We start from the raw sequence: 24256 nt of genomic DNA, 5'->3' as shown, positions 1-24256 counted from the left end.
GGCAGCCCATTAGCGATTGGTCATCCACTGCTGTACAGTCAGTGTGTGCTGACTATTACTTCCCGTATCGACGTGATGAACCGGCTTGGCCGGGCGATGGCAGATCCCACGCGCTCACGGATCTTGATGACTCTGCTCGAAGGACCCAGTTATCCTGCAGTGCTTTCGCGGGACCTGGTCCTTACCCGTTCAAACGTTTCGAACCACCTGACATGCCTACGCGATTGTGGCATCGTGGTCGCCGAGCCTGAAGGTCGCCAGACCCGCTACGAGATCGCCGACCCGCATCTTGCAGCGGCCCTCGTCGCGCTCGTCGATGTGACGCTGGCTGTCGACGCGCATGCGCCGTGCGTGGATTCAGCGTGCATGGTGGCTGGTTGCTGCGCGACGGGAGTGGACGCGTGAGCGCGGCGTGCGGCTGCGAGCACGAGCCCTCTAGTACTGCTGACGAAGAATCCGACGCGGTCGAGCAGCCCTGGTGGCGAGACCGCGGGATCATGGTGCCTGTTTTCTCCGGCATAGCGTTCCTGGTCGGACTGATTCTCGAGTGGTCGGGTCAGGAGATCCCGGCGCTGGTACTGTTCTGGATCGGCCTACTGCTGGGTGCGTCGACGTTCACGCCCGGTGCGATTCGGAAGCTCTTCAAGGGCAAACTCGGCATCGGGCTGCTGATGACAATCAGCGCCATCGGAGCAGTCGTCCTCGGCTACGTGGAGGAGGCCGCGGCCCTGGCGTTCTTGTACTCCATCGCTGAGGCACTCGAGGACAAGGCGATGGACCGCGCCCGCGGCGGGCTGCGTGCACTGCTCAAGCTCGTACCGGAGACAGCGACCGTCTTGCAGGGCGGCACTGCCGTGCACGTCCAGGCGAGAGAGTTGATGGTCGGTCAGGTCATGGTTGTCCGACCGGGCGAGAGGATCGCGACCGACGGGATCGTCCGCTCCGGTCGCTCCAGCCTGGACACATCGGCTATCACTGGCGAATCGATCCCGGTCGAGGTCGAGCCCGGCGATGTGGTCTCGGCCGGCGCGATCAACAGTGTCGGTGCACTGGAGATCGAGACAACTGCGGCCGGCAGCGACAACTCGCTCACCACGATCGTTGAGCTGGTGGAGAAGGCGCAGACGGAGAAGGGTGAGCGTGCTCGTCTAGCCGACAAGATCGCCCGACCGCTGGTGCCAGGCGTTCTGATCCTCGCGGCGCTCGTCGCGATCATCGGTTCGGTGCTGGGCGATCCTGAGGTGTGGATCACCCGCGCGCTTGTGGTACTCGTTGCGGCGTCTCCGTGTGCGCTCGCGATCTCGGTACCGCTGACGGTCGTCGCCGCGATCGGTGCGGCGAGCAAGTTCGGTGTAATCATCAAGTCCGGTGCTGTTTTCGAGCGCTTCGGTACGGTCCGCCACGTTGCCGTCGACAAGACCGGCACACTCACCCGCAACGAACCGGCAGTCACCGCCGTCCTCACCGCGAACGGCGTGACGGAGGCTCAGGCCCTGGCGTGGGCGGCAGCGTTAGAGCAGCACAGCACGCATCCTCTGGCTGCCGCGATCACCGCAGCGGCCCCGGGTACTCTGGCGGCTGCCGATGTGACCGAGCAGCCCGGGCACGGCATCGACGGCACCGTTGACGGATCGAGAATCACCGTCGGCAGCCCCCGCTGGCTGGACGCCGACGACCTGACGGACCGGGTGGCGGGGCTCGAGGAGCAGGGCATGACCGTCGTGATCGTGCACCGTGACGGGTCCCCGGTCGCCGCGATCGGCGTTCGCGACGAGCTGCGTCCCGAAGTCCCCGACGTGGTCCGGACGCTGACAAGACAGGGCATCGGCGTGACGATGCTCACCGGCGACAACACCCGCACCGCTCGTGCACTGGCTGCGCAGGCCGGCATCACTGACGTGCGAGCCGAGATGCGCCCCGAAGACAAGGCGGCCGCGATCGGTGAGCTGTCGAAGGCAGGGGCGGTCGCGATGATCGGCGACGGCATCAACGACGCTCCGGCCCTCGCTGGCGCGGACATCGGTATCGCGATGGGCGCGACCGGCTCCGACGCGGCGATCGAATCCGCGGACGTCGCGTTCACCGGCCATGATCTCCGCCTCATCCCACGGGCGTTCGATCACGCCCGCCGAGGGCGACGGATCATCAACCAGAACATCATCCTGTCGCTGCTGATCATCACGGCACTGCTCCCGCTCGCACTCTTCGGAGTGCTGGGGCTCGCGGCCGTCGTCCTGGTCCACGAGGTCGCGGAGGTCATCGTGATCCTCAACGGGCTGCGAGCCGCCCGCGCACACACTCCGCGGCTGGAAAGCTGATGCTCGCAACCATCGGATCAGCGATCGGCTTGTTCGCAGCGACCAACATCGACGACATCGTCGTGCTCACCGTGCTGTTCCTCGCCTCAAGCCGGGGGAAGCCCCGGCCCTGGCAGATCGTCGCTGGCCAGTACCTCGGGTTCATCGCCCTCGTCGTGATCAGCGTGATCGCCGCGCTCGGCCTCACGATCGTCCCGGACGAATGGGTCGGTTTCCTCGGCCTGATCCCGCTCGGCATCGGTATCTGGACGCTTGTCGCCGGCCTGCGCCGCAACGGCGATGACGATGACGACGACGCCAAGATCACCGCGGTTGGAATGTGGGGTGTTGCGGGGATCACGATTGCCAATGGGGCGGACAATATCTCTTTGTACACGCCGATCTTCCGCACCACCGCACCCGGCGACGTCGCCGTCATGATCGTCGTGTTCCTCGTTCTCGTCGCCGTCTGGTGCGCCGCTGGACGGCTGATCGGCACCAACAAGGCTGTCACTGAGGGGCTGGAACGCGTCGAGCACTGGCTCGTCCCGGCCGTGTTCATCGGTCTGGGTCTGTTCATCCTGATCGAATCCGGCGTCATCGTTCGTCTGATTGAGGTCCTCGCATGACGTCGCCCGAGGCAGAAGCTCGCCCGTCCGCTCCGCGGAAATTGTCGCCGGCACAGCGCTGGCAACTCACTGGCGGAGCGCTGCTGATCGCCGCGGTTGTTGTTCTGATCGATCAGGGAACGAAAATGTGGGCGGAAGCAAGCCTCACCGCACGCGAGCGCATCCCCCTGATCGGGCGGCCTGGCTGGTTGCAACTTGCTTACAACCCCGGAGCGGCATTCTCCTTCGGGGAGGGCTACACCTGGGTCTTCGCGCTACTCGCCGTCGCCGCCACCATCGCAGCGATCGTATTCGCACTCCGAGTTCAGCGCCCAGGTTGGGCGATCATCGTCGGCGCGCTCGGCGGAGCTGCAGCATCACACGCAGGCGATCGTCTCTTTCGGGGCCTGGATTCGCCCGCGGACATGTCGTGGACTTCCTCGCCTATGGGAACTGGTTCATCGGGAACATCGCCGACATCGTGATCTTCGCAGCGGCGATCGCGGCGCACTCCTAGTCTCGGCGACCTTCTGCGGCAGCGACTGGACCAGCCCTCCGACGCGCGTGACCTCCGCGGCTTTGGCCGCTTCGTTGCTTTTGACTCGTTGGAAATCGTCCCAACCGAGATAGGACGCCGCGTACGGGGCGGACACGCCGGAGGTGATGCCGAAGCTGGCGAGAGCAACGGCGCTGAGGGCGCGATGTCCGAGCGCCCCGCGCCGGCTGATGCGCAGCTTCCAGAAGGAGTCGCGTTCAGCGGGGGTGGGCGCGCACCCGCAGTCCTCGGATGATGCAGCTGCTTCGTTCGCGATGTGGGCGTTCACGCTTTCCCTTCTTTCAGTCGCATGGATAACGTGTTCGCGCGTCCATCGTCTCCTGGGGGGCTGCCGCTTCCGTGGCACCTCGCCACATGTGACTGATTCGCGCTGGGTATGGTCGGCGCGTAACTGCGTCGTCGCTGCGACCCGATGGCCGGGGTCCGTACATCAGTCATGGCGCTGATCCTTCTTTCGGCGCAACTGTCGTGCGACGAGAGCTGTGGCGATGACGCCAACTCCGACCACGCCTACGGCGATGATGAGGGGAATCGCGATGGCTGTGGTTTCGTCCTGGGGTGGGGATGTCGGTGCCGACGACGGCTCTGAGTTTTCCGTTTCACCGCTCGTTGTGGGGGTAGGCGACGGAGTCGACTTACCGGGTTGAGCGCGGGACTCTTCATTTCCGCATGCTGGTTTGTCCCACCCGAATTCGGGGTCCACGCCTGTCGGTGCGTAGGTGAACGTGTAGCTCTCGGAGATGGGGTGCCCATCGCTGGAGACCGCGTTCCAGAGGACGGTGTAGACACCAGGTTTTCCGAGTCTCACCGGAGTGGTGAGGACGTTGCGGTCGATAGTCGAGCACGCGCTCTCGTAGTACAGACCATCGGGGCCTTGGACCTGCGCGAAGCTGGCCTGGCTGAAGTCGATGAGCTCTCCGCTGAAGGTGAGGGCGACGGCGTCGAGCTGTGTCACCGTCTCTTCCGGCGCGGGTACCGCGTCGAGGAGGTTATCGTGCGCCATGGCCGCGGGTGCGGGGGCGACGATGATGCTCAAGGCAATCAGGGTCATGATGCTGCCGGCGAGCCAGGTCGGGCGTCGGGTCGAGGTCACCGCGATGCGTCCTTTCGGGAGGTGTGCGTGGGGAGGGTAACTGAGTTTGTGCGCTGGGGGCGCAGCACCGAGGCTGCGATCAGGGCCGCGAGCAAAGCCGCGATTCCGACGATGATGATTCCTCCGACGCGCTGGTCCTGGAGCGGGGTGGATCCCCAGCTCCGTCCCATGGCGCCGAACCACTCGGCGACGATGAGGTCTGTTCGGGTGATGGTGGCGATGCCGATGAACACCGTCGTCAGAGTCAGAGTGATGAGTGCGGTGAAGGTCCACCGCCGAGATCGCCCGGGAGCGGGCACGGCGCCATTGCGCCGGAAGAGCGAACTGACGAAGAGGCACCCGATAACGAGGAGGTGCGTGATCATCCATTCGCTTCCGAGTTGGTCGTAAAGCGACCATCGGAAGAGGTCCGAGTATGTGATCAGCCACATCGTGGCGGTGAACAGTATGGCGGTGATGATGGGGTTGAGCGCCAGCCGAATTGTTCGGCTGGCGGCAACCCACAGAAGCCATTCGAGAGCTCCGCGGCTGTCGTCGTCCCGAGGATGTATGACGGTGAGTGCGAGCACGAGGGGCGCAGCGGAAACGAGAAGTACCGGTATGACGAGGCCGAGAAGTGCGAAAGAGAGGAAACGCATACTGATCAGAGGTTCGTCGTACACAGCGAGCGGGCCACTGGTGGTCCACACGAGCGCGCCCATCCCGATCACCCAGCCGATGGTGCGCCGCATCGGCCAAGGCTGCCCGAGACGTCTCATGCGCTCCACCCCGGCAAGGTAGAAGAACACCGCGAAACCTCCCACAATCACCCACAGCAGATCAATGCTCCACGCCGTGAACCATCGCTCCGTCGTGAATTCTGGCGGGACTGGGGCGTCGGTGAGGATCTCCGCGGCCGTGGTCTGAGGAATCGTGATCGTGTCCGCGGGTGCGGCTGTTCGGGCAAGGGCCGCGGCGGCGCCGCTTGCGATACCCATGAATGCCAGCTCGACGCACACGAACATCCAGAAGGTGTTGCGGCCCTCGCCCGCTTTTGCGATGAGTCGACCGCGGTAGGCGGCTCCGAGGATGCCCATCACCACCAGCGCGAGGATCTTTGCGAGCAGGATCAGCCCATACGGCGTGACGAGGTCGTCCCATCGTCCGAGGGCAGTGAGCGCCCGGGCATACCCCGATACGGCGACGACGACGAAGGCGATGAGTGCCAACGTCGAGTACCGTCGGAGTATGTCCTCGAGGGTGGACGATGGAAGGCCCGGACGGATCACGATGAGCAATGTGAGCCCGCCGAGCCACACCGCCGCCGAAACGATATGCAGGGTGAGAGACATGACTGCCGCGTCGTGGTTGGCCAGTTCCCCGGAGTGCCCCTGAGTGGACATCGGAATCAGGCTGATGATCGCGAGCATCGTTGTGACGAGCACGGCACCGTAGCCGCGCACCGCGAATGCGAGCACGGTCACGACCGACGCGAAGATGGCGGTGATGAGCCAAGATCTTCCAAGCTCGGTGTCGAGGAGGAAACGGCCCAGTTGTGCGCCGAACTCTGCCTCCAGGCTCACCTTCGGGTTGAACGAGGACAGGAAGGTGAGGAAGGTGACCGTCCCGCTCGCGACGGTAAGAATTGCGGCACCCGCCGAGGCAAGATTGAGCGCGGTGAGGAAGGGCTTCGTGCCGGATGCGAGAGCGAACAGAGCGAACACGAGTGGTCCTACCATTGCAGCGCCAGAGAGGTTGACGAGTAGTTTCGCGACCGGGAGGCCCCAGCGAACCACCGCGCCGGGGTCGCTGGTCAGCCTCGGTGCAGCTCCTCCGCCGATCACCAGCCCGATGACGACGGCGACGATTGCAGAGACGACGAAAATCGTCAGCCCGGCGACGCGGAGAATAGGAGGCGTCACGGTGTCGCTCCCTCCGTCGAAGAGGTTTCTTCGTCAGGGTCTTTCGTGATCGGTTCTGTGCACGCATCGTTCTTCGGAAGCTGCTGAATCGCTCCGGCAAGTGCTTGGAGAACGGCGTCGGCCGACAACGTCGTCGTGTCCACATACACTTGCGCTGCGGGCTCCCGCCCGTAGGTCGTCAACCGTAGATTTGGTGTCTCCGCTTCGTCCACGATCCAATCGACGCCCCCCAAACTCACACATTGCAGCGTGGTGGGAGCCGGTGAGTCCAGCCCGCAGGTGAGCAGCACGCTGGTGGGACTTCCCCATGCGCCAGTGGCTTGCGCGTCCGTCCACACCCGCGCCTGATCACCGATAGAGTCGGGTAGCCGGGCCGTGACCTCCGCGCACAACGGATCGTTCGCTTTCGGAGCCGCCTCGAGATGCACGGTGGGAGCGCACCCGCTGAGCAGAAGCAGCGCGCCGAACGCCGCACCAAGCGAGAGCGATTTTGTCTTCACAGCGTGTTCCCTTCGTGAAAACGGAAATCCTCGCCCGCTCGCTGCTGACGAGTAGCGGTGGTGACGAGCAGCATCAATACGGTTCCCATGCTCAACGCCCACCCGATCCACGGCATAAGAACCACCGCTGGCGTGGTCCCGGTATAGAGGGGCACTTCGGTGACGTTTGCGCCTTGCGTGTTCACCGCGAGCTCTGCAAGTGGGGTCCCATCAGGGCGGATGACCTGGCTCGTGCCGGTCGTCGACACGTTCACGATGCTTCTTCCGGTTTCGATGGCGCGCATACGCGCAATAGCGAGCTGCTGGAGGTTCTCATCTGTGCCTCTGAAGTCGGCGTTGTTCGTCTGGAACACGTACAGTTGTGCGCCCTTCGCCGCGCTGTCCTCAATGACGTTGTCGTAGATGACGTCGAAACAGATCGCCAGACCGACGGGAACACCGCCGACGTTCACGAGGGGCGTGTTTGAGCCAGGCGTGTACTCGCGCTGAATGAGTCCGATGAGGTCAGGAGCGATGGCCTCGTAGAACCAACGGTCCGGGACGTATTCGCCGAAAGGCACGGGGTTGGCTTTGTCGTGGATCTGCTGCGGTCCGGCGCTCGTCCACAGGATCGACGTATTGAAAGTATCGTCGCCGCGCACGGTCGCCGCATTCACCAACACCGGAGCGCCGGCGTCTGCTACGAGTCGGTCAAGCCGGTCGGTGACGTCTGCATCCTGGAAAGGATCCGCGTCGACTGCGCCTTCTGGCCAGACGAGAAGATCCATCCCCCGACCGAGGAGAGGAGCTGTCGCCCCTTCCTGAGCCCGCATGATGTCGCCGGGTGCTTTGGTGTCGAAGTAGCCGCTTGGTCCGTTTCCTTGCACCCATCCGACACGTATGGCACCTGCCTGCGTAGTGGGGAACAGGGGGGCGAGCGCGGTGGCAGTGAGAGCGAGAACTGCGACTGCTCCCGGTCGCCGTCGTCGATGAGCGAGTGCGTCCAAGCTGCTCGCGCAGATGAGGACCGTCAGGAAGGAGAGCCCGGTAGTTCCCACCCAGGAGGCGGCTTCCGCGAACGGGCTTTGAGTAAGGGTGAATCCGATCCGCGCCCAGGGGAACCCCGTGTAAGGGAAAGTTCCCATCACGGTTTCGCGCAGCACCCACACGCCTGCGATGAGCGCAGGCGTGATCATGGAATATCCGCACCGCGAGCGGCTGGTCATCACCCTATATGCGAGCGCAATCAGCATCCCACCGGCACCAAAGAGCAGCGATTCCAGTCCGGCCAACGCCACCCAGGGGATGGGGCCGAGAAATCGTGAGACCCAGACGAGGTGGGTGAAATAGAACGCGGCCCCGTAGACGAGGGCAACCAAGAACGCCGCGGGTAGCGAACGCCCGCGCAGTGTCCACAGGCCGATCGTCACACTCGCAAAGGCCACGGGCCACCAGCCGAGCTCCGGGTACGCAAGATCCAGCGCGGCGCCGGCGATAGCGGACGCGACTATCGCAACGGGCAACGGTACTGCCGTCGACATGGTGCGTGGATCGAACCCGATGTGACGACTACACCTCCTGCGGGAGGCGATTGGGCGCCTCACGACTGCATCAACGTTGAGGGTCATCAGAGTTCAGTTTGCTGAGGTAGGAGTTATACGCGTCGAGCTCTGAGTTCCCATGCAGATCGACGTACCGGTCTGCAGCAGCAGCAGCGGCCGTGTCGCTGCGGAACCAGCGGTGCATCACGTACACCAGCATCAGCACCGTGGGCGCTTCGCCATACGACCAAGCCAGCGCGCCGGCAAGCTGTTGATCTTCGAGGGGGTCGACGCCCAGGGCCTCCGTGGGTGCGACGAACGAACCGACCAGGATCGTGCTGGCCATCATGAGAAACACTCCGAAAAACGCGTGGAGTGCGGCTTCGGCGAACACATCGAGTGCCCGCGCTCCGTGACCCAACCTCACCGGGAGTGGATCCGAAGACAGGATCGGAATGGTGAACAGCACGCCGGCGAGGAGGAACGCCAACTCGAGCATGACGTGGCCGGCAGGCAGGGCGAGGATGACGTCCGCCGAGCCCGCGAGGTAGAGGCCGTAGAAGGCGAACAGGTAGAGGGGAACCGTGCACCACGGGCTGAGCAACCACCTGGCGGCGCGACTCCGAAGACCGGTATGCGCTGCCGTGAGGATCATCCGGCCGGCTCCACGGTGCGGTGTCGCTCGGAGGAGAAGAGTGCCCGGCGAGCCCAGAACCAGCAACGGCGGCACCGTCATCATCAGGGTCAGCTGCTGGAACATGAACACAGAGACAAGGACTTCTCCGTACGCCTCTACCCCAAGGCCAGTGACTGCCGCCAGGAGAACACATCCGAGAAGAAAGCTGACGGTCCGCCAGACGGACCAGCGCCGACCATGCATCCATAGGCGGACCGCTCCGACGAGATAGAGGGCCGCAAGGACTCCGGCGATGACGGGCAACACAGGAATGGTCAGATCCGCCGGCGCGAGCAAGGACTGCAGCGTTGGCGGAGTGTCGGGGATCGCGCCGCTCACAAGCATGGTGTTGACGCGAGGTTCCCGCAGATCATTTCCGGATCACCTTGATCGTCGCCCCCGCCGCCAGGAAGACCACAGCGGCGACGGGCTGAGCTATCTCCCACACGACACCGGAGAAGGGGAAGGGCATCACCGGATTCCAGAGCACAGCCACCGCGACGAAGATCGGTACCCACCACCAATGACGGGCCTGCACGGCGAACCATGCGATGATCAGCCCGAAAATCGACGCAACAAACAGGACGAGTGGCGCCCAGCCCGCCTGGACGAGCAAAGGCGCGAGAAACAGGATGGCGGCAGCGACGAGGCTGGGGGCGAGAGCATTGCGCTGATAGGTGGAGGGAACACGTTGTTTGGGGCTCATGGGCGGGCCATCTCTTCGGCTGGTGCGGGATCTGTGGATTCGGGGCGAGAAGGCGAGGAGTGTCGGCGACTGGCGCGCAGACCCGCGATCACAAGGAACACGGCGCCGATACCCAGGGCGACATCGGCCAGATTTCCGATGAAGAGGTTTCCGTAGGCGAGGAAGTCGGTGACGTGTCCGATTCCGAACGACGGGGGAGAGAAGAGGCGATCGATGAGGTTGCCGATCGCGCCTCCCACGATGAAACCGAAGCCGACTGCTGACCATGCGTTTTGGGTTCGCGTAGCGGCTCCCACGAGCAGAGTGGTCGCGATGACGCCGACGACAGTGATGACCCAGGTCGCATCTTCGCCCAACGAGAAGATCGCCCCCGGGTTGAACGCCAATTGAAGACCGAGCCAATCGCCGACCAGGGGTATGCGCTGATCCTGGCTCAATGAGCTCAGAGCGAGGGCCTTGGTTCCCTGATCGACCAAAGTGACGATCGCGGCGATGATCAACACCACGGCGAACCTTCGTGCCCGGTCACGCATCGTGACCCCCCTCCCCAGCCGCCGTATCTCTAGAAGCCTGGGCACGGTCTTGCTGGTGGCGCCGGCGTCCGGCCAGAATCACTCCGACGACGCCGAACCCGAGAATCACTGCCAGGCCGCCGACGAAGAACACGGGCAGCATCTCGGACTCTGCTCCGCCTGATGGTGTGCCACCGTATGTCTGCCTGGCAGGAGCGGGCTCTGGCTCCTCCGTAGTGTTGTCGGATTCTTCCGGGCTGGGACTGGGATTGGGGCTCGGCGTTGCGGGTGGCGCGGTTTTCGTACTCGGTCCGGGCTGTCCGACGGTGTACGAGAACTGCCCGCTGATCGGATGCCCGTCCCCAGAGACTGTCTTCCAGCGCACTGTGAACAGACCATCGGCGGCTTCCGGGGAGAGATGCTGAGTGATCGATTGACCGCTCACCGTCGGCGAATCGACAGCAACGTCTTCTCCGCCTTCATCAAGGACCTCGATGATCGTCGTGCCGGCCTCGTTGTTGAGGGTTCCCGTGAACATCAGTGAGATCTCATCAGGCGAGCCGCTGATGGTCGAGTCGGCAACGGGGTACGACGAGTCGAAGTTGTCGTCAGCGACAGCGACCGTCGGGGTGGCGACGACGACTGCTCCTGACAACAGCACGGCGGATAAGACAATGGCGGTGCGTCTGGGGAGGTTCTTATGCATGGGTGTCGTGCTCTCCGGGATGCGATTCGGGTTCGATCTGGAAAGTGGAGTGCTCGATGCTGACGGCGAAGTGCTCGCTGACGCACTCCTGAAGAGTTGTCAGCAACGCCGCGGAGGTCTCCATGGTGACGGTGTCGTCGACCACGACGTGGGCACTGAGGGTGGGGAGGTCCGTTGAGACCTGAGTCGCGTGCAGATCATGCACCGCGACCACGTGCGGAAGGGCAAGGATGTGGCGGCGGACATCGTCCAGATCGAGACCCGGGGGTGTCGATTCCAACAGCACACGTCCGGATGCTCGCAACAGGATGAGCGTGCGAGGGATGATGAGCAGGGCGATCAAGATACCGGCGACGGCATCGGCCTGATACCAGCCGAAAGCGGCGATGAGGATCGCGCTGGCGATCACGCCTACGGAGCCGAGGGCGTCGTTGACGACCTCGAGGAATGCGGCGCGCATGTTGAGATTGCGTCCGCGGCCGCTGAACAGGACGAGCATGGATGCGATGTTGGCGACCAGGCCGACGATACCGAAGAACAGCAGGCTTCCTGACGCGATCTCTGGGGGTTCGAAGAGCCGCCGTATACCTTCGACGAGCGCGAAGATGCCGACCCCGAGGAGCAGCGCTGCTTGGGCGAGTGCTCCGAGAACCTCGGTCCTTTGCAGGCCAAAGGTGTACTTGGGGGTGGGAGGGCGATTCATGAGATGCGCCGCGGTGACGGCCATAGCCAACCCGGTGACATCGGTGAGCATGTGCGCCGCATCGACGAGTAGTGCGAGGCTGCCGGTGATGATCGCCCCGATCACCTCGATGACGAAGACCGAGGAGGTGATCGCGAAAGCGATGATCAGACGATTGCGGGGAGTGGCGTCACCCACTCCGTGCGAGTGCCCTGCTTCTGTCATGGTGATCCTTTCAGGGGCGGTCGATGATGTTGGGGGCGACGATGGCAGCATCACTCCATGCCCCCGGAATCGTGTCTGCGCCGGTTCGGGAGTACTTCGGGATGCCGACCGTGAACAGTCCGGGAATATGTGTGTTGGCTTGTGTCCGAGCACCGGTGGGTTCCGGGGCGGGTAGCCACTTGTCGCCGGGTTCGTAGCCGGTAGCGAGGATCATGGAGTGCGGCTGCATCGTCGACTCATCGGCAAATGTCACGACGGCTCCGTCGGCCTCCACGACGGGGGGCGCGTGGCTCACGCCGGCCAGAGCGGTGGGCGCGGGGCCGGAACGAATCGAGTGGTTGCGGCGCAGCCTCGGCCAGATGGACCATCGCGCTGACGGCCGCGGTCGTTCTGTTCGGGTGGATAGAGTGACATCTCGCGAGTGAGCGAGTTCTTCGGCGATCTGTACGCCGCTGAACCCTCCGCCGACCACCAACACGGTCCCCGAAGGGATCTGGCCCGGGTGTAGGTACTGACTGGAATGTAGAACCGTTCCGGGTGCCGACAGATTCTGGCGCCAGGTAGGGACTCGGGGCACTGCCGCAGATCCTGTGGCACAGACAACGTTTCGCGTTTGCACGTCCCCGATGGACGTCGAAAGGTGCAACGTGGATCCGTCTCCGCGGCGTTCCACCTCGAGAGCGCGAACGCCCCAGAGAGGTTTCACGCCGAGCGTCTTCTCTACAGAAGCCAGGTAGTCGCTCATCTCGCGACCGCCTGGATGACGGCGATTGTCCCCGGGAAAGGGGAACCCGGGGAGAGTGCTGTTGCGAGCATCGCTGAGAAGCCTCATCGAGTGCCAACGGGTTGCCCAGCTTCGTTGACCGGTCGGCGCGGAATCGATGATGACGAAGTCTTTCTGTGCCTCCAGCCCATAGGACGACAGCGCGGACGCCATCGCCAATCCAGATTGGCCGGCCCCGACGATAATCGCTCGGCGATGCGATAACGAACGCACCATCACTGCGTCCCGTTCACCGCAGCTTCGATGCCGTCCTCGAGGTCCGTCCACTTCTCCAATACGACCTGCTCCCCGTCGATGAAGAACGTCGGAGTGCTGCTGACGCCGAGTCGCTCGCCCTCATCAACGTCGAACTCCACTCGTTGTGCGGTCGCCGGATCCGCGACCGCTTCATCGAAAGCAGCCATATCCAACCCGAGCTCCACAGCGAAACCCCGGAACAGGTTCGCACGCGACTCCTGAGCCTCACCCCACTGGGCCTGTGTTTGGAACAAGCGGTGGTACATGTCTTCCAGCCGTCCCTGCTGGGCCGCCGCTTCTGCCGCGATCGCAGCGTTCTTCGAGTTGAAGTGGCCAGGCAACGGGAAATACCGGATGACGTAGGTGATCTCCCCATCAAACTTCTCACGAAGGTCCTCGACCAGCGGGTAGAAGGCGCCACACGCCTCGCACTCAAAATCGAGGAACTCGACCACGGTGACCGCTGCGTCGCCGCCATCGTCGAGCACATGTGAATTCTCTCGCACCACCTGAGGGCCGTCGTTGCCTTCTGTCTCGGGCGCGGAGGCCCGATTCTCACTGAGAAGGACGTACACCAGCGCGACGACAAGGAGGACAACGACGAGACCCACCGTGACGAGGATCGCCTTTTGAGACGCTTTCATTTCTCTCCAACCACAACACAGCACAACGAACGTGAACCCCACCGAATGTGAAGCGCCATCGTGAGATGGCTGATCGATGTCAGGTGCGCGACAGAGAGAGTTGCGTGAGGGAAAGAGTTCGTGCAAACGGGCGGTCGGGTGCGGCCCTCATCTCGGGCATGCGCGGAAGTCGCTCGCGATTTCCGTTCGGCACGCGATTTACGAAGGCTCGAGCGACGATGAGGATCAGGAAGGAGCAGACGAGGCCAAACACGCACCCTGTAAGGCCGATCAGTGCGTTCGCGGAGGCGCCGTCTATCAGGAGCCGTTCCGATGAGGCGCCACCAGAACCATGCGTCGACGAGCCAACCGCACCATAGCTCGTAAGCTCGGTTTCCATCGATGCAGTCGAGGTAGCAGTGAGATATGGAGAGGCGTCCGCGTCGCGATGACCACCGGACCATGCTCCGACAATCAAGAGCAGGGCCAACCCAAGGCCTGTAATGATCTTCGTTATCAGGAGCTTGTCAACAGACGCCGCCTGGTTACGAGACCGGCCAGACGTGATCATTTCACGAGGATGTTACCAGCCTCGACAATCAAACCGTACGGGTACGCACCCTCGTGGACGAGGCCTCCTGGACTAGTACCTACTAGGGCCCTCCATGACTGACACCACCACCAAGCGCTCCGTCCTCTTCGTCGGTGTCCACAACGCCGGACGCTCGCAGATGGCGGCCGGATGTCTCCGCGACATCGCAGGCGACCGCGTCGAGGTCCGCTCGGCGGGATCCATGCCCGCCGAGCGGTCCAACCCGACTGCTGACGAGGCGATGGGCGTGCTCGGAATCGACAGCACAGCCGAGCAGCCCAAAAGTGCTGACAACCGAAGCCGTGCAGGCGTCTGACGTCGTCATCAGTATGGGATGCGGCGAGGCCTGTCCGTTCTTTCTTGGCAAGCGCTACGAGGACTGGAAGCTGGACGACCCAGCGCGCCAGGGTATCGACGCCGTCCGTTCGAACTGCGACGACATCCGCGCACGCATCGAACAACTCGAGAGTGAACTCACCTGATCTCGTGGGCGGGATGGCAATCCGGTGGTGCATCGTCAGGAATGTGTCACCGCAAAGCGCGTAGAGAATCCGACGCCGTCCCCGTCCGAGTGACATCTAGCGTCATCTCACCGCGCTTCCGACATTATCGCGGCCGATGCACTCGTTCTCAGTGGGGTGTCCGACTGAACGGACATCCGGACGGGTGCAGCGGGGGGCTCCAGCGCACAAGACGCAGAACCTCTGATGTTTATCTGATGTACTCTGGTCTCATGAGCACCGCGACTTTCACCGATCTCCTCCGTAAGCCGAAGGATGTCCTTGCCCACATCGACGAGGGCCAGGTGCGTATCACTCGTCGGGATGGCGATGACCTGGTGATCCTTCGTGGCCACGACCTCGACACGCTCGAGCTTGGCGTGAAGCTCTCCAGTGAACTGCTCCGCGCTATCGGGCGGAACAGGGGCGATGTCGGCGCTGCGCTGCGGGAGCTCTTCGCGTGGACGAGTGAGTTCGATGAGGGCGAGCTGGCCACTTACGCGAGCGAAATTGAGCGGCTGGTTTACTCCGCCAGCGAGTTGGGCACGTTTGAACGCCTGCTGCGTGCTCAGCACGAGTGGCGGGAGACTGCTGCGGCTTACGCCATGGGTGCGCGGCCGGCTAAGCCGATCGATCTGACGGAGACGTCTGCGCGGGTCGAGCGCCCGTAATGGCGGGAAGGCGGGGATCGTCGGTTCCGCGACCGACAAGGGTCAGCGAGTACGAGATCGTCTTCGGCGACGTCGCGGCGGAGCGCGGGTGGCGCGACCTTCGCGCGACCGCGAAGAACGCCCTCGCGGATGCCTGGGACTACCTGACCGCTCACCCGACGCGGTTCGACAGCTCGCGCTGCTACCAGCTGAAGGGCAACCTATCTACAGCGGTGGTGGGCGGGAGGACCCTGCCCGTCTGGCAGTACAAGGTCACGGACGGCGCGAGGCTTCGCTACGCGGTCGACGCTCCCCAGCCGAAGGGCAAGAAGCCGGGACGGGTGATACTCATCGAGGCATCCCCGTCGCATCCGAACGACACGGACTCGTCGAAGAACTTCCGGTAGGCGCGATCCTGAGTGAAGCTCGGCACGTTCCAGGAGGTGGTGGACAAGGCGCCACGCCTCGATGCAGTGTCCAGTGGAGTCGCCATCGCTATAGTTCAGTGTCCCGTGTATAGTCATCGTGTGCTGACTATTGCTTCTCGTCTTGATGTGATGAACCGGCTGGGTCGGGCGATGGCCGACCCGACGCGTTCGAGGATCCTGCTGTCGCTGCTGGATGCCCCGGGTTATCCGGCCGAGCTCGCCCGTGATCTTGAACTGAGCCGCACGAACGTGTCGAACCATCTCACCTGTCTTCGGGGCTGTGGACTGGTGATCGCGACGCCGGAGGGTCGTCGCACGCGGTACGAGATCGCAGATCCGCACCTGACGGTGGGCCTGCGGCATCTTCTCGACGCGGTTGTGGCGGTCGATGAAGGCGTGCCGTGCGTTGACGAGAAGTGCGAGTGCTGCGCATGAGCGCGGAGTGCTGCGGCGACGACGAGCCGCGGAAGACAGGCACCATCCACCGCGTCGAGTTGTCGCTACCGCAGGGGGGAGACGGCTGCTGCGGCCCAGAGGTCGTGCAGGCGGCGGCGGGCGTATCTGCTCATGATGACGGCGATGCGTGCTGCGGCCCCGCCCTGCCACCAGCCGCCGGCGCCGATCACGAGTTCGAGGTGCGTCCACCGTGGTGGCGGGACATCGCTCTACTGCCGTCGGCGCTGTCCGGTGTGTTCCTACTCGCCGGGTACGCGTTCGAGTGGACGGGCCTGGAGATTGCCGCACTGGTGCTGCAGTGGGCAGCTCTGCTCGCTGGCGCGTACACGTTCGTTCCCGGTGCGATCCGGCGCGTGATCCGTGGCCGGCTCGGTGTCGGTCTGCTGATGACGATCGCTGCTGTCGGCGCCGTCCTGCTCGGGCACGTCGGTGAAGCAGCGACCCTGGCGTTCCTGTTCTCCCTCGCTGAGGCGCTGGAGGACCGAGCGATGGACCGCGCTAAGGAGGGCCTGCGCGCACTGCTGTCACTGATCCCGGAGACGGTGCGCGTCTCACGGCTCAGTGGCGACATCACGGTCCCTGCTGCCGATGTGCGCGAGCTCGACATCCTCGTCGTCGGAGCGGGCGAGCGTGTGGCGACCGACGGTGTCGTCGTCGAGGGACGCTCCAGCCTGGACACATCGGCGATCACCGGGGAGTCCATCCCGGTCGAGGTCGGGCCCGGCGACGTGGTCGCGGCAGGTTCGGTGAACGGGTCGGCGACGTTGCGGATCGAGGCGACCGCGGATGGCCGCGACAACTCCCTCACGCAGATCGTCTCGCTGGTGGAGCAGGCCCACGCCCGCAAGGGCGATCGGGCACGACTAGCGGATCGGATCGCGCGCCCGCTGGTTCCCGTCGTCCTGATCGCCGCGGCGCTCGTCGCGCTGTTCGGCTTCGTCGTCGGTGACCCCTGGACCTGGATCGAGCGGGCACTGGTGGTCCTGGTCGCGGCGTCCCCGTGCGCGCTGGCGATCGCGGTGCCGGTCACCGTGATCAGCGCCATCGGCTCCGCGTCGAAGTTCGGCGTGGTGATCAAGTCCGGGGAGGCGTTCGAGCAGCTCGGCACGATCCGCGCCGTCGCGCTGGACAAGACCGGGACGCTCACCCGCAACGAACCCGCGGTGGTCGACGTCCGACCCGCCGACGGGACCAATCGCGACGACCTGCTCGCCTGGGCTGCCGCCATCGAGGCGACCAGCACGCACCCCTTGGCCGCCGCGATCACCGCGGCATCCCCGAAGGCGCTGTCCGCCATCGATGTCGTGGAAGAAGCCGGCCACGGCATCGCCGGCCGCGTCGACGGCACACTCATCCGCGTCGGGAACGCGCGCTGGCTTGACCCGGCCGTGCTCAGCACCGCCGCCGAAGGGATGGCTGCGGAGGGCATGACCGTGGTCGTCGTCGAAGCCGACGGCGCTGTCGCCGGGCTCATCGGCATCCGTGACGAACTGCGCCCGGAGTCGGCCGAGACCGTGCGGATGCTCCACAGTCAGGGCATCGAGACCGTCATGCTCACCGGCGACAACGAACGCACCGCCCGCGCCATCGCCGCCCAGGCAGGCATCGACGATGTGCGGGCCGAGCAGCTGCCCGCCGACAAGGCCCACGCGATCGAATCCCTGACCACCGTCCGCCCGACGGCCATGGTCGGGGACGGCATCAACGACGCCCCAGCACTAGCGACCGCCACGGTCGGCATCGCCATGGGACTGAAAGGTTCGGCGGCCGCCATTGAGTCCGCCGATGTCGCGTTCACCGGCCACGACCTCCGCCTCATCCCCGGCGCGCTCGCGCACGCGCGCCGCGGGCGACGCATCATGACCGCGAACATCGCCCTGGCCCTCGCCATCATCATCGTGCTCTTCCCGCTGGCGCTGTTCGGCGTTCTCGGTCTGGCCGGTGTCGTCCTGGTACACGAGATCGCCGAGGTCGTCGTCATCCTCAACGGCGTCCGTGCAGCCCGACGCCCCGCTGCTCTCCGAGAGCTAGCGCCGGCACCCGAGCCCGCACGCGCCTGACCAACCCTGCGGTGATATCGCCGTCCGAGCTGGAGCCATCCTTCGTGAAGACCCCCGTCAAAGTCAGCCTCATCACCGGTGCCGTCGTTATCGTCCTCGTGATCGCAGCTCTGGTCGTGGTCATGCTGACCCGGCCCGCTGCTCCCGACCCTTCCGGCTCGGCGGGCGCACTGCCCGGCGCCCGGACTGACTCGCACGTCCTGGACGACGCCGGCCCGGATGCGCCGACGCTGGTGGAGTTTCTCGACTTCGAGTGCGAAGCCTGCGGAGCGTTCTACCCGGTGGTCGAACAGATCCGCGCCGACTATGAGGGCGAGATCAACTACGTCGTGCGGTACTTCCCATTGCCCGGACACTTCAACTCCATGAACGCCGCCCTCGCCGCCGAAGCGGCAGCTCAACAGGGCAAGTTCGAGGAGATGTACGCTCGCCTGTTCGAGACCCAGGCTCAGAGGGGCGAGCAGCAGACCTCTCACACCCAGTTGTTCCGGACGTTCGCCGAAGACCTAGGCCTCGACATGGACTCGTACGACGAAGCAATCGCCGACCCCGCCACCAAGGAAAGAGTCGAAGCAGACCGCAACGACGGCCAGTATCTCAACGTCAGTGGCACGCCGACCTTCTTCCTCGACGGCGAGAAGCTCGAGCTCACCCAGCTCAGGGACCTCACGGATGCCCTCGACGAGGCCGTCGCTCGCTGACACTATCGAGCGTGCGCGAGGCCCGCCTCAGCGGACAGACTTTGAATCAGAGGATTTCGTCGACCAACCTCTCGATGCGTGCCCGGATCTCGTCTCGGATCGGGCGAACAGCCTCGATGCCCTGACCGGCAGGATCGTCGAGCTTCCAATCCTCGTAGCGCTTGCCAGGGAAGAACGGGCAGGCGTCGCCGCATCCCATGGTGATCACGACGTCGGAGGCCTGCACGGCTTCGGTGGTGAGGATCTTGGGCTGCTCGGCGGTGATGTCGATGCCCAGTTCCTTCATCGCTTCCACGGCGATGGGGTTGATCTGGTCGGCCGGCATGGAGCCGGCGGAGCGGACCTCGATGCGGTCGCCGGCGATGTCGCGGAGGAACCCGGCAGCCATCTGGGAGCGGCCGGCGTTGTGCACGCAGACGAAGAGGACGGAGGGCTTGGTGGTGTCGGTCATGAGGGCTCCTGTGGGTGGTGGTCAGTGCGTGAGCTCATCGACGAGGGCGCGGACGCGGTCCTCGATGTCGTCGCGGATGGCTTCGACGCCCTCGCGGGATGCGAGGGCAGGGTCGCCGACGGCCCAGTCGTCGTAGCGGACGCCGGGGATGATCGGGCAGACGTCGCCGCAGCCCATCGTGATCACCACGTCGGCGGCACGGACGGCATCGTCGGTGAGGGGCTTGGGGAAGCGTTCGGCGGCCAGGTCGCCTTCGATCTCGGCGAGGATCGAGCGGACGTGCGGATGGATGACGTCCGCGGGAGCAGATCCTGCCGAGCGGGCGACAACCCTGCCGGCGGCGAGCTTGTTGACAAGCGCGGCAGCGAGCTGCGAACGCCCCGCATTGGCCACGCAGACGAACAACACCTGGGGTACAGCGGAGTCGCGGTCGCGCGTGAGGTCGGCGAGTCGCTGACGTGCGAAGCGTTCGGTGAGCGGGACAAGCGCTCCCGTGACTATTGCCGTGCGGGCGAGTGACGTGTACGACTCACGAACGATGCCCAGCACGGTCTCCGGGGCGAGCTCGGGGACCTCGGCGGCGAGCTCATCGGCGAGGTGGGTGATCCGCGCATCGAACTCGGGGTGGCCGGCGCGGCCTTCGGCGTCGCCGTCTTCGCCGGGCGCCGTCATGGTCGCAGGCGCGAAGGAGTCCAGCAGAGCGGTGACGGCGCCCCGGCGGCTGGGGTTGATGCGGTACCAGACCCAGGTGCCGCGCCGTTCGGAGGTGAGCACGTCGACGCCCTTGAGGACCTTCAGATGGTGCGACACGGTGGGCTGTGAGACGTGTGCGAGCTCGGCGAGATCGCACACGCAGGACTCGCCTCGCGGATCGGAAGCGATCGCGGAGAGCATGCGCAGGCGCAGCGGATCCGACAGAGCCTTTAAGGTCGCGGCGACGGTGGACGCCGCCTCGTGGCCGATGGCGTGGGTAGCGACCGGGCTGCAGCTGTCGACGGCGTCGGTGAGCGTGACGTTCATGAGGTGATCCTTTCGCCGGTGTAGGGATCGGTGTGGAACCAAGCGCGCGCCGCCCAGAGGGAGACGTAGACGAGTCCAACGAGGACGGGCACCTCGATGAGAGGGCCGACGACGCCCGCCAGAGCCTGCCCGGAGGCGGCGCCGAAGGTGCCGATGGCGACGGCGATGGCGAGTTCGAAGTTGTTCCCGGCCGCGGTGAAGGCCAGCGTGGTGGAGCGGGCGTAGTTCAGGCCCAGGCTCTTGCCGAGCAGGAGCCCTGCGAACCACATCAGCCCGAAGTAGACCAGCAGTGGCAGCGCGATCCGCGCGACGTCCAGCGGGTTGGCCAGGACCGCATCGCCCTGCAGCGCGAACAGCAGCACGATGGTGAACAGCAGCCCGTACAGCGCCCAGGGGCCGATCACGGGGAGGAACTTCTCCTCGTACCAGGCGCGGCCGCGACGCTTCTCGCCGATCCAGCGGGAAGCGAAGCCGGCGACGAGTGGCACGCCGAGGAAGACCAGCACGTTCAGGGCGATCTGCCAGACCGAGATCTCCAACCCCTGAGTGTCCAGACCCAGCCAGCCGGGCAGGACGGTGAGGTAGAACCAGCCCAGCAGTGAGAAGGCGACCACCTGGAAGACAGAGTTGATCGCGACGAGTACGGCGGTCGCTTCCCGATCGCCGCAGGCGAGGTCGTTCCAGATGACGACCATCGCGATGCAGCGGGCGAGACCGACGATGATCAGCCCCGTGCGGTACTCGGGCAGATCTGGCAGGAAGATCCAGGCGAGGGCGAACATGACCGCAGGGCCGACGAGCCAGTTCAGCACCAGCGAAGACACGAGGAGCTTCTTGTCGCCGGTGACGGCCGCGATCTTGTCGTAGCGGACCTTCGCGAGCACCGGGTACATCATCACCAGCAGCCCGAGCCCGATGGGCACCGAGATGCCGCCGACCTCGAGGTGGCCGAGCAGGTCCGACAGAGCGGGGACGAATCGGCCGAGGAGAAGTCCTGCGACCATGGCGAGCCCGATCCACAGTGGCAGCCACTTGTCGAGGGTGGACAGACGCCGGACGGCGGCGGGAGCGGAAGCTGCGGTTGCGGTGGTCATGCGAGCAGCGCCTCGATCTTCTCGGCGATGACGGGCTTCGGGTGCGCGCCGATGAGGATGTCCGTGCCGGTGCCGTCGCGGAAGAAGCCGAGGGTGGGGATCGACGTGACGCCAGCGGCGGTCACGGTCTCGGGATTCCGATCCGCATCGACCTTGACGATCTTCACTCGTCCATCGTACTCGGCGGCGAGCTGCTCAAGAAGCGGAGCGACCTGGCGGCACGGACCGCACCAGGTGGCCCAGATGTCGACGACGACAGGGATGTCGGAGTCGAGAACTTCGTCCTCGAACGTGGCGTCGGTGACGGCGGTGAGCGTGCTCATGCGAAGACCTCCTCGGCCTCGATCGGAGCGGCCGGGTCGTTCTCGAGGTTCGAGAGGTAGTGCTGGGCGTCCTGAGCGGCGGCGCAGCCGGTGCCGGCGGCGGTGATCGCCTGCCGGTAGGTGTGATCGACCAGATCGCCGGCCGCGAACACCCCGGGGATGTTCGTGCGGGTGGAAGGATGATCCACTCGGACGAACCCGCCTGCGTCGGTGACGACCTGTCCTGTGACCAACTCCGAGCGGGGGTCGTGGCCGATCGCGACGAAGACACCGGTCGCCGCCAGCTCGCGCTCGGTGCCGGTGACGGTGTCACGGAGGGTGACGGATTCGAGCTTCTCGTCGCCGTTCAGCCGGGCGATCTCGCTGTTCCATGCCACCTCGATCTTCGGGTGGTCAAGCACGCGCTGCGCCATGATCTTCGAAGCGCGGACCTCGCCGCGACGGTGCACGACGGTCACCTTGCATGCGAAACGGGTGAGAAACAGGGCCTCCTCCATCGCGGAGTCCCCGCCGCCGACGACGACGATCTCCTGCTCGCGGAAGAAGAACCCATCGCAGGTGGCGCACCAGGACACGCCTCGGCCGGTGAGTCGCTCCTCATCCGGCAACCCGAGCTTGCGATAGGCGGAGCCCATGGTGAGGATCACCGCACGCGCACGGAACGTCTCACCCGCGCCAGTCACGATGGCCTTGATCGGTCCGTCGAGGTCGACGCTGACTGCGTCGTCGAGGAGGATGCGGGCGCCGAACCGCTCGGCCTGCTGACGCATCGACTCCATCAACTCCGGTCCGTTGACGGCGTCGACGAACCCAGGGAAGTTCTCCACCTCGGTCGTCGTCATCAGCGCACCACCGGTGGTCACCGAACCGGCGATAACGACCGGGGCGAGGTTTGCCCGGGCCGCGTAGATCGCGGCGGTGAAGCCTGCGGGGCCCGATCCGATGATGACCAGCTCAATCTGTTGATTCGACATGAATCTATATTGACATTCTTCAAAGTAAGGCGCAATCGGCGGCGAGACAGTTCACGGACACTGCACCTGGATGCCAAGAAGCGACCTCCCAATCGGGAAGTCGCCCTCTCGTGGGTCGGTCAGACTGCGCCGACGGGCCTTGCGCCGATCTGCGCAGTACGGATGGCGTGCCGCAGCAGCTGGCACCCTCGGCGTCGAAGCCGCCGGCACCGCCGCAGACCCCGGTGTCGGGAAGGACGAGCTCGTTGCGCTCCGCAGCCTCGTGATCTCCGGCAAGGTGAGCTGCGACGCTGCGGACCTGCTCCTAGCCCGTGAGCGCCAGGAAGGTGGGGGCGCGGCCATAAGACTTCGCACCGACGATGAACAGGTCCTTCTCGGGCTGCGCGAGCTGGCGTGCGCCGGTGGCTCCGACGGAGCCGCAGGAGTGGATGTTCGGGTCGATCTCCGAGGCGATGCTGGCCACGGCGTCGAGCACTGGCGAGGATACGGCCATCGCAGCCGTCCTGGTCGACCGTGTGCACAACGAATGGCTGGCCCTTGCGGCCGCTGTCTACGTCTTTGTCGCGCCCCTGCCGCGCGATTCCCGTCACCGTTGTGCCGTAGAGGACGCGGTCACCCAGCACATCGACGAGTGGGGTGAGGTACTCACTCACCCACTCCGCCCCCGTCGGGTAGCCGTTTGCCGGCGCCGTCCCGGTCGGCTCGAGCAGGCGACGCGCTGCAGTGTCGGTGAGCTCCGGCCAGCCTGAGAAGAGGCGTGCATGACCCCACTCGGACACGGCAGCACCAGCGGAGGAGCCACGCTCGACGACCACGTCATCGACGCCACGTTCGGTTAGATGGGCGGCTGCAGCCGGATGGCCAGCCCAAGCCCGTCATCGATCACGATGGCATCCTCGATCAGTTGCTCGATTCTCAGCGTCAGGACGGCGCCTTTGACTACAGGCGCGCAAAGTCCTGAGCGTCCACTCGCCCAGAGCTATCCGAGGAGCATCGAAGGCATCCGCGGGGCCGCCTCGCTGGCTTAGCGGACGAGGCGTGCGATGGCCTGGGATGCTTCAGTGATCTTGGCCTCGGCAATGTCTCCGCCTGCACGTGCGGCGTCGGTGACGCAGTGGCGGAGATGGTCTTCGAGAAGACCGACAGCAACGCCCTGGAGTGAGCTCGTCAGCGCTGAGATCTGGGTGAGGATGTCGATGCAGTACTTCTCCTCGTCGACCATGCGGTGGATGCCGCGGGCTTGTCCTTCGATCCGTTTGAGACGGGCGAGATAGCGGGCTTTGTCGGTGATGTAGCCGTGTTCGCCGTGTTCGCCGTGTTCGCAGGCGGTGTCGGACTCGACCTGGTCGGTCTCGATGGTGTCGGTCATCGTGGTCTCCGG

The 24256-nt window shown here is 65.0% G+C and carries 28 protein-coding genes and 1 pseudogene; 10 read left to right on the top strand and 19 right to left on the bottom strand.

Annotated features, from left to right (window positions below; all coding sequences use genetic code 11):
- Nucleotides 1–45: 45 nt before the first annotated feature.
- The 4 genes from cmtR (GZ64_RS19700) to GZ64_RS19080 are packed head-to-tail and all read left to right on the top strand — an operon-like array spanning nt 46 to nt 3390.
- A complete protein-coding gene (gene cmtR, locus GZ64_RS19700) occupies nt 46–405 on the top strand; it encodes a Cd(II)/Pb(II)-sensing metalloregulatory transcriptional regulator CmtR (RefSeq protein ID WP_081859720.1) in 360 nt (119 codons plus the stop codon).
- The gene (locus GZ64_RS0109780; RefSeq protein ID WP_029266245.1) at nt 402–2318 is read left to right on the top strand and encodes a heavy metal translocating P-type ATPase; all 1917 of its coding nucleotides are present in this window, start codon (nt 402–404) and stop codon (nt 2316–2318) included. The genes cmtR (GZ64_RS19700) and GZ64_RS0109780 overlap by 4 nt, the downstream gene beginning before the upstream one ends.
- On the top strand, nt 2318–2926 hold the full coding sequence (locus tag GZ64_RS0109775; protein WP_029266243.1) for a cadmium resistance transporter: 609 nt from the start codon (nt 2318–2320) through the stop codon (nt 2924–2926). The genes GZ64_RS0109780 and GZ64_RS0109775 overlap by 1 nt, the downstream gene beginning before the upstream one ends.
- A complete protein-coding gene (locus tag GZ64_RS19080; protein ID WP_231479860.1) occupies nt 2923–3390 on the top strand; it encodes a signal peptidase II in 468 nt (155 codons plus the stop codon). Before GZ64_RS0109775 ends, GZ64_RS19080 begins: the two co-directional genes overlap by 4 nt.
- A gap of 501 nt (nt 3391–3891) precedes the next feature.
- Here the strand turns inward: GZ64_RS19080 and GZ64_RS0109765 are convergent.
- The 12 genes from GZ64_RS0109765 to GZ64_RS19860 all read right to left on the bottom strand — a co-directional run bounded on the left by GZ64_RS0109765 (nt 3892) and on the right by GZ64_RS19860 (nt 14197).
- Nucleotides 3892–4554 carry a copper resistance CopC family protein gene (locus GZ64_RS0109765; protein WP_051667920.1) on the bottom strand — a complete coding sequence of 221 codons (663 nt, stop codon included), beginning with the start codon at nt 4552–4554 and terminating at the stop codon, nt 3892–3894.
- Nucleotides 4551–6377, bottom strand: coding sequence for a cytochrome c oxidase assembly protein (locus tag GZ64_RS0109760; protein ID WP_136025419.1), 1827 nt, complete (start codon nt 6375–6377; stop codon nt 4551–4553). The genes GZ64_RS0109765 and GZ64_RS0109760 overlap by 4 nt, the downstream gene beginning before the upstream one ends.
- Before the next feature lie 74 nt (nt 6378–6451).
- A complete protein-coding gene (locus GZ64_RS0109755) occupies nt 6452–6955 on the bottom strand; it encodes a DUF3515 family protein (protein ID WP_036331304.1) in 504 nt (167 codons plus the stop codon).
- The gene (gene lnt, locus GZ64_RS0109750) at nt 6952–8475 is read right to left on the bottom strand and encodes an apolipoprotein N-acyltransferase (RefSeq protein WP_051667918.1); all 1524 of its coding nucleotides are present in this window, start codon (nt 8473–8475) and stop codon (nt 6952–6954) included. The genes GZ64_RS0109755 and lnt overlap by 4 nt, the downstream gene beginning before the upstream one ends.
- A gap of 70 nt (nt 8476–8545) precedes the next feature.
- Nucleotides 8546–9496 carry a cytochrome c oxidase assembly protein gene (locus tag GZ64_RS0109745; protein WP_029266234.1) on the bottom strand — a complete coding sequence of 317 codons (951 nt, stop codon included), beginning with the start codon at nt 9494–9496 and terminating at the stop codon, nt 8546–8548.
- A 25-nt stretch (nt 9497–9521) separates the two neighbouring features.
- Nucleotides 9522–9857 (bottom strand): DUF6804 family protein, encoded by a 336-nt coding sequence (locus GZ64_RS0109740; RefSeq protein ID WP_029266233.1) that lies wholly within the window; start codon nt 9855–9857, stop codon nt 9522–9524.
- Nucleotides 9854–10390: a signal peptidase II gene (locus GZ64_RS0109735; RefSeq protein WP_029266232.1), complete on the bottom strand. Its 537-nt coding sequence runs from the start codon at nt 10388–10390 to the stop codon at nt 9854–9856. Before GZ64_RS0109735 ends, GZ64_RS0109740 begins: the two co-directional genes overlap by 4 nt.
- Nucleotides 10383–11075, bottom strand: a complete 693-nt coding sequence (locus GZ64_RS0109730; protein ID WP_029266231.1) for a copper resistance CopC family protein — start codon at nt 11073–11075, stop codon at nt 10383–10385. Before GZ64_RS0109730 ends, GZ64_RS0109735 begins: the two co-directional genes overlap by 8 nt.
- Nucleotides 11068–11982: a cation diffusion facilitator family transporter gene (locus GZ64_RS0109725; protein ID WP_029266230.1), complete on the bottom strand. Its 915-nt coding sequence runs from the start codon at nt 11980–11982 to the stop codon at nt 11068–11070. Before GZ64_RS0109725 ends, GZ64_RS0109730 begins: the two co-directional genes overlap by 8 nt.
- Before the next feature lie 10 nt (nt 11983–11992).
- Nucleotides 11993–12982 carry a flavin-containing monooxygenase gene (locus tag GZ64_RS0109720; RefSeq protein WP_029266228.1) on the bottom strand — a complete coding sequence of 330 codons (990 nt, stop codon included), beginning with the start codon at nt 12980–12982 and terminating at the stop codon, nt 11993–11995.
- Nucleotides 12982–13647, bottom strand: a complete 666-nt coding sequence (locus GZ64_RS0109715; protein ID WP_029266226.1) for a DsbA family protein — start codon at nt 13645–13647, stop codon at nt 12982–12984. The genes GZ64_RS0109720 and GZ64_RS0109715 overlap by 1 nt, the downstream gene beginning before the upstream one ends.
- A gap of 79 nt (nt 13648–13726) precedes the next feature.
- Nucleotides 13727–14197 (bottom strand): hypothetical protein, encoded by a 471-nt coding sequence (locus GZ64_RS19860; RefSeq protein ID WP_136025418.1) that lies wholly within the window; start codon nt 14195–14197, stop codon nt 13727–13729.
- Nucleotides 14198–14291: 94 nt separating this feature from the next.
- Between GZ64_RS19860 and GZ64_RS19075 the strand changes: the two are divergent.
- The 6 genes and pseudogenes from GZ64_RS19075 (at nt 14292) to GZ64_RS0109685 (ending at nt 19013) form a co-directional block, all read left to right on the top strand.
- Nucleotides 14292–14700 (top strand): annotated as a pseudogene (locus GZ64_RS19075) (arsenate reductase/protein-tyrosine-phosphatase family protein).
- 251 nt (nt 14701–14951) lie between these two features.
- Nucleotides 14952–15389, top strand: a complete 438-nt coding sequence (locus GZ64_RS0109705; RefSeq protein ID WP_136025417.1) for a hypothetical protein — start codon at nt 14952–14954, stop codon at nt 15387–15389.
- Nucleotides 15389–15775, top strand: coding sequence for a hypothetical protein (locus tag GZ64_RS0109700; protein WP_029266222.1), 387 nt, complete (start codon nt 15389–15391; stop codon nt 15773–15775). The genes GZ64_RS0109705 and GZ64_RS0109700 overlap by 1 nt, the downstream gene beginning before the upstream one ends.
- 120 nt (nt 15776–15895) lie before the next feature.
- Complete coding sequence (gene cmtR / locus GZ64_RS0109695; protein WP_029266220.1) at nt 15896–16231, top strand: Cd(II)/Pb(II)-sensing metalloregulatory transcriptional regulator CmtR; 336 nt, start codon at nt 15896–15898, stop codon at nt 16229–16231.
- A complete protein-coding gene (locus tag GZ64_RS0109690) occupies nt 16228–18312 on the top strand; it encodes a heavy metal translocating P-type ATPase (RefSeq protein ID WP_231479865.1) in 2085 nt (694 codons plus the stop codon). Before cmtR (GZ64_RS0109695) ends, GZ64_RS0109690 begins: the two co-directional genes overlap by 4 nt.
- A gap of 44 nt (nt 18313–18356) precedes the next feature.
- The gene (locus tag GZ64_RS0109685; protein WP_029266216.1) at nt 18357–19013 is read left to right on the top strand and encodes a DsbA family protein; all 657 of its coding nucleotides are present in this window, start codon (nt 18357–18359) and stop codon (nt 19011–19013) included.
- 46 nt (nt 19014–19059) lie between these two features.
- On the opposite strand, the gene GZ64_RS0109680 is transcribed toward GZ64_RS0109685, so the two are convergent.
- The 7 genes from GZ64_RS0109680 to GZ64_RS0109645 form a co-directional block, all read right to left on the bottom strand.
- The gene (locus GZ64_RS0109680) at nt 19060–19464 is read right to left on the bottom strand and encodes an arsenate reductase ArsC (RefSeq protein ID WP_029266214.1); all 405 of its coding nucleotides are present in this window, start codon (nt 19462–19464) and stop codon (nt 19060–19062) included.
- 21 nt (nt 19465–19485) lie between these two features.
- Nucleotides 19486–20484, bottom strand: coding sequence for a metalloregulator ArsR/SmtB family transcription factor (locus tag GZ64_RS0109675; RefSeq protein WP_029266212.1), 999 nt, complete (start codon nt 20482–20484; stop codon nt 19486–19488).
- Nucleotides 20481–21578 carry an ACR3 family arsenite efflux transporter gene (arsB, locus tag GZ64_RS0109670; RefSeq protein WP_029266210.1) on the bottom strand — a complete coding sequence of 366 codons (1098 nt, stop codon included), beginning with the start codon at nt 21576–21578 and terminating at the stop codon, nt 20481–20483. The genes GZ64_RS0109675 and arsB overlap by 4 nt, the downstream gene beginning before the upstream one ends.
- The gene (gene trxA / locus GZ64_RS0109665) at nt 21575–21901 is read right to left on the bottom strand and encodes a thioredoxin (protein WP_029266209.1); all 327 of its coding nucleotides are present in this window, start codon (nt 21899–21901) and stop codon (nt 21575–21577) included. Before trxA ends, arsB begins: the two co-directional genes overlap by 4 nt.
- Complete coding sequence (trxB, locus tag GZ64_RS0109660; protein ID WP_029266208.1) at nt 21898–22875, bottom strand: thioredoxin-disulfide reductase; 978 nt, start codon at nt 22873–22875, stop codon at nt 21898–21900. The genes trxA and trxB overlap by 4 nt, the downstream gene beginning before the upstream one ends.
- Nucleotides 22876–23179: 304 nt before the next feature.
- Nucleotides 23180–23368, bottom strand: a complete 189-nt coding sequence (locus GZ64_RS20315; RefSeq protein ID WP_371511042.1) for a hypothetical protein — start codon at nt 23366–23368, stop codon at nt 23180–23182.
- Nucleotides 23369–23899: 531 nt separating this feature from the next.
- On the bottom strand, nt 23900–24244 hold the full coding sequence (locus tag GZ64_RS0109645) for a metal-sensitive transcriptional regulator (protein ID WP_029266204.1): 345 nt from the start codon (nt 24242–24244) through the stop codon (nt 23900–23902).
- Between the last annotated feature and the right edge of the window lie 12 nt (nt 24245–24256).

This window comes from Microbacterium sp. Cr-K32 (genome assembly GCF_000708345.1).
GTDB lineage: Bacteria > Actinomycetota > Actinomycetes > Actinomycetales > Microbacteriaceae > Microbacterium > Microbacterium maritypicum_A.
Note: the sequence above shows the minus strand (reverse complement) of the source record. Positions and strands in the feature narration are given on the sequence as shown.

Excerpts from the sequence above, each read along its gene's own strand:
- GZ64_RS0109775 (WP_029266243.1), top strand. The coding sequence starts at position 2,318 with ATGCTCGCAACCATCGGATCAGCGATCGGCTTGTTCGCAGCGACCAAC.
- GZ64_RS19080 (WP_231479860.1), top strand. The coding sequence starts at position 2,923 with ATGACGTCGCCCGAGGCAGAAGCTCGCCCGTCCGCTCCGCGGAAATTG.
- lnt (WP_051667918.1), bottom strand. The coding sequence starts at position 8,475 with ATGTCGACGGCAGTACCGTTGCCCGTTGCGATAGTCGCGTCCGCTATC.
- GZ64_RS0109745 (WP_029266234.1), bottom strand. The coding sequence starts at position 9,496 with ATGCTTGTGAGCGGCGCGATCCCCGACACTCCGCCAACGCTGCAGTCC.
- GZ64_RS0109740 (WP_029266233.1), bottom strand. The coding sequence starts at position 9,857 with ATGAGCCCCAAACAACGTGTTCCCTCCACCTATCAGCGCAATGCTCTC.
- GZ64_RS0109735 (WP_029266232.1), bottom strand. The coding sequence starts at position 10,390 with ATGCGTGACCGGGCACGAAGGTTCGCCGTGGTGTTGATCATCGCCGCG.
- GZ64_RS0109730 (WP_029266231.1), bottom strand. The coding sequence starts at position 11,075 with ATGCATAAGAACCTCCCCAGACGCACCGCCATTGTCTTATCCGCCGTG.
- GZ64_RS0109725 (WP_029266230.1), bottom strand. The coding sequence starts at position 11,982 with ATGACAGAAGCAGGGCACTCGCACGGAGTGGGTGACGCCACTCCCCGC.
- GZ64_RS0109720 (WP_029266228.1), bottom strand. The coding sequence starts at position 12,982 with ATGGTGCGTTCGTTATCGCATCGCCGAGCGATTATCGTCGGGGCCGGC.
- GZ64_RS0109715 (WP_029266226.1), bottom strand. The coding sequence starts at position 13,647 with ATGAAAGCGTCTCAAAAGGCGATCCTCGTCACGGTGGGTCTCGTCGTT.
- GZ64_RS19860 (WP_136025418.1), bottom strand. The coding sequence starts at position 14,197 with ATGATCACGTCTGGCCGGTCTCGTAACCAGGCGGCGTCTGTTGACAAG.
- GZ64_RS0109705 (WP_136025417.1), top strand. The coding sequence starts at position 14,952 with ATGAGCACCGCGACTTTCACCGATCTCCTCCGTAAGCCGAAGGATGTC.
- GZ64_RS0109700 (WP_029266222.1), top strand. The coding sequence starts at position 15,389 with ATGGCGGGAAGGCGGGGATCGTCGGTTCCGCGACCGACAAGGGTCAGC.
- GZ64_RS0109690 (WP_231479865.1), top strand. The coding sequence starts at position 16,228 with ATGAGCGCGGAGTGCTGCGGCGACGACGAGCCGCGGAAGACAGGCACC.
- GZ64_RS0109680 (WP_029266214.1), bottom strand. The coding sequence starts at position 19,464 with ATGACCGACACCACCAAGCCCTCCGTCCTCTTCGTCTGCGTGCACAAC.
- GZ64_RS0109675 (WP_029266212.1), bottom strand. The coding sequence starts at position 20,484 with ATGAACGTCACGCTCACCGACGCCGTCGACAGCTGCAGCCCGGTCGCT.
- arsB (WP_029266210.1), bottom strand. The coding sequence starts at position 21,578 with ATGACCACCGCAACCGCAGCTTCCGCTCCCGCCGCCGTCCGGCGTCTG.
- trxA (WP_029266209.1), bottom strand. The coding sequence starts at position 21,901 with ATGAGCACGCTCACCGCCGTCACCGACGCCACGTTCGAGGACGAAGTT.
- trxB (WP_029266208.1), bottom strand. The coding sequence starts at position 22,875 with ATGTCGAATCAACAGATTGAGCTGGTCATCATCGGATCGGGCCCCGCA.
- GZ64_RS20315 (WP_371511042.1), bottom strand. The coding sequence starts at position 23,368 with ATGGCCGTATCCTCGCCAGTGCTCGACGCCGTGGCCAGCATCGCCTCG.
- GZ64_RS0109645 (WP_029266204.1), bottom strand. The coding sequence starts at position 24,244 with ATGACCGACACCATCGAGACCGACCAGGTCGAGTCCGACACCGCCTGC.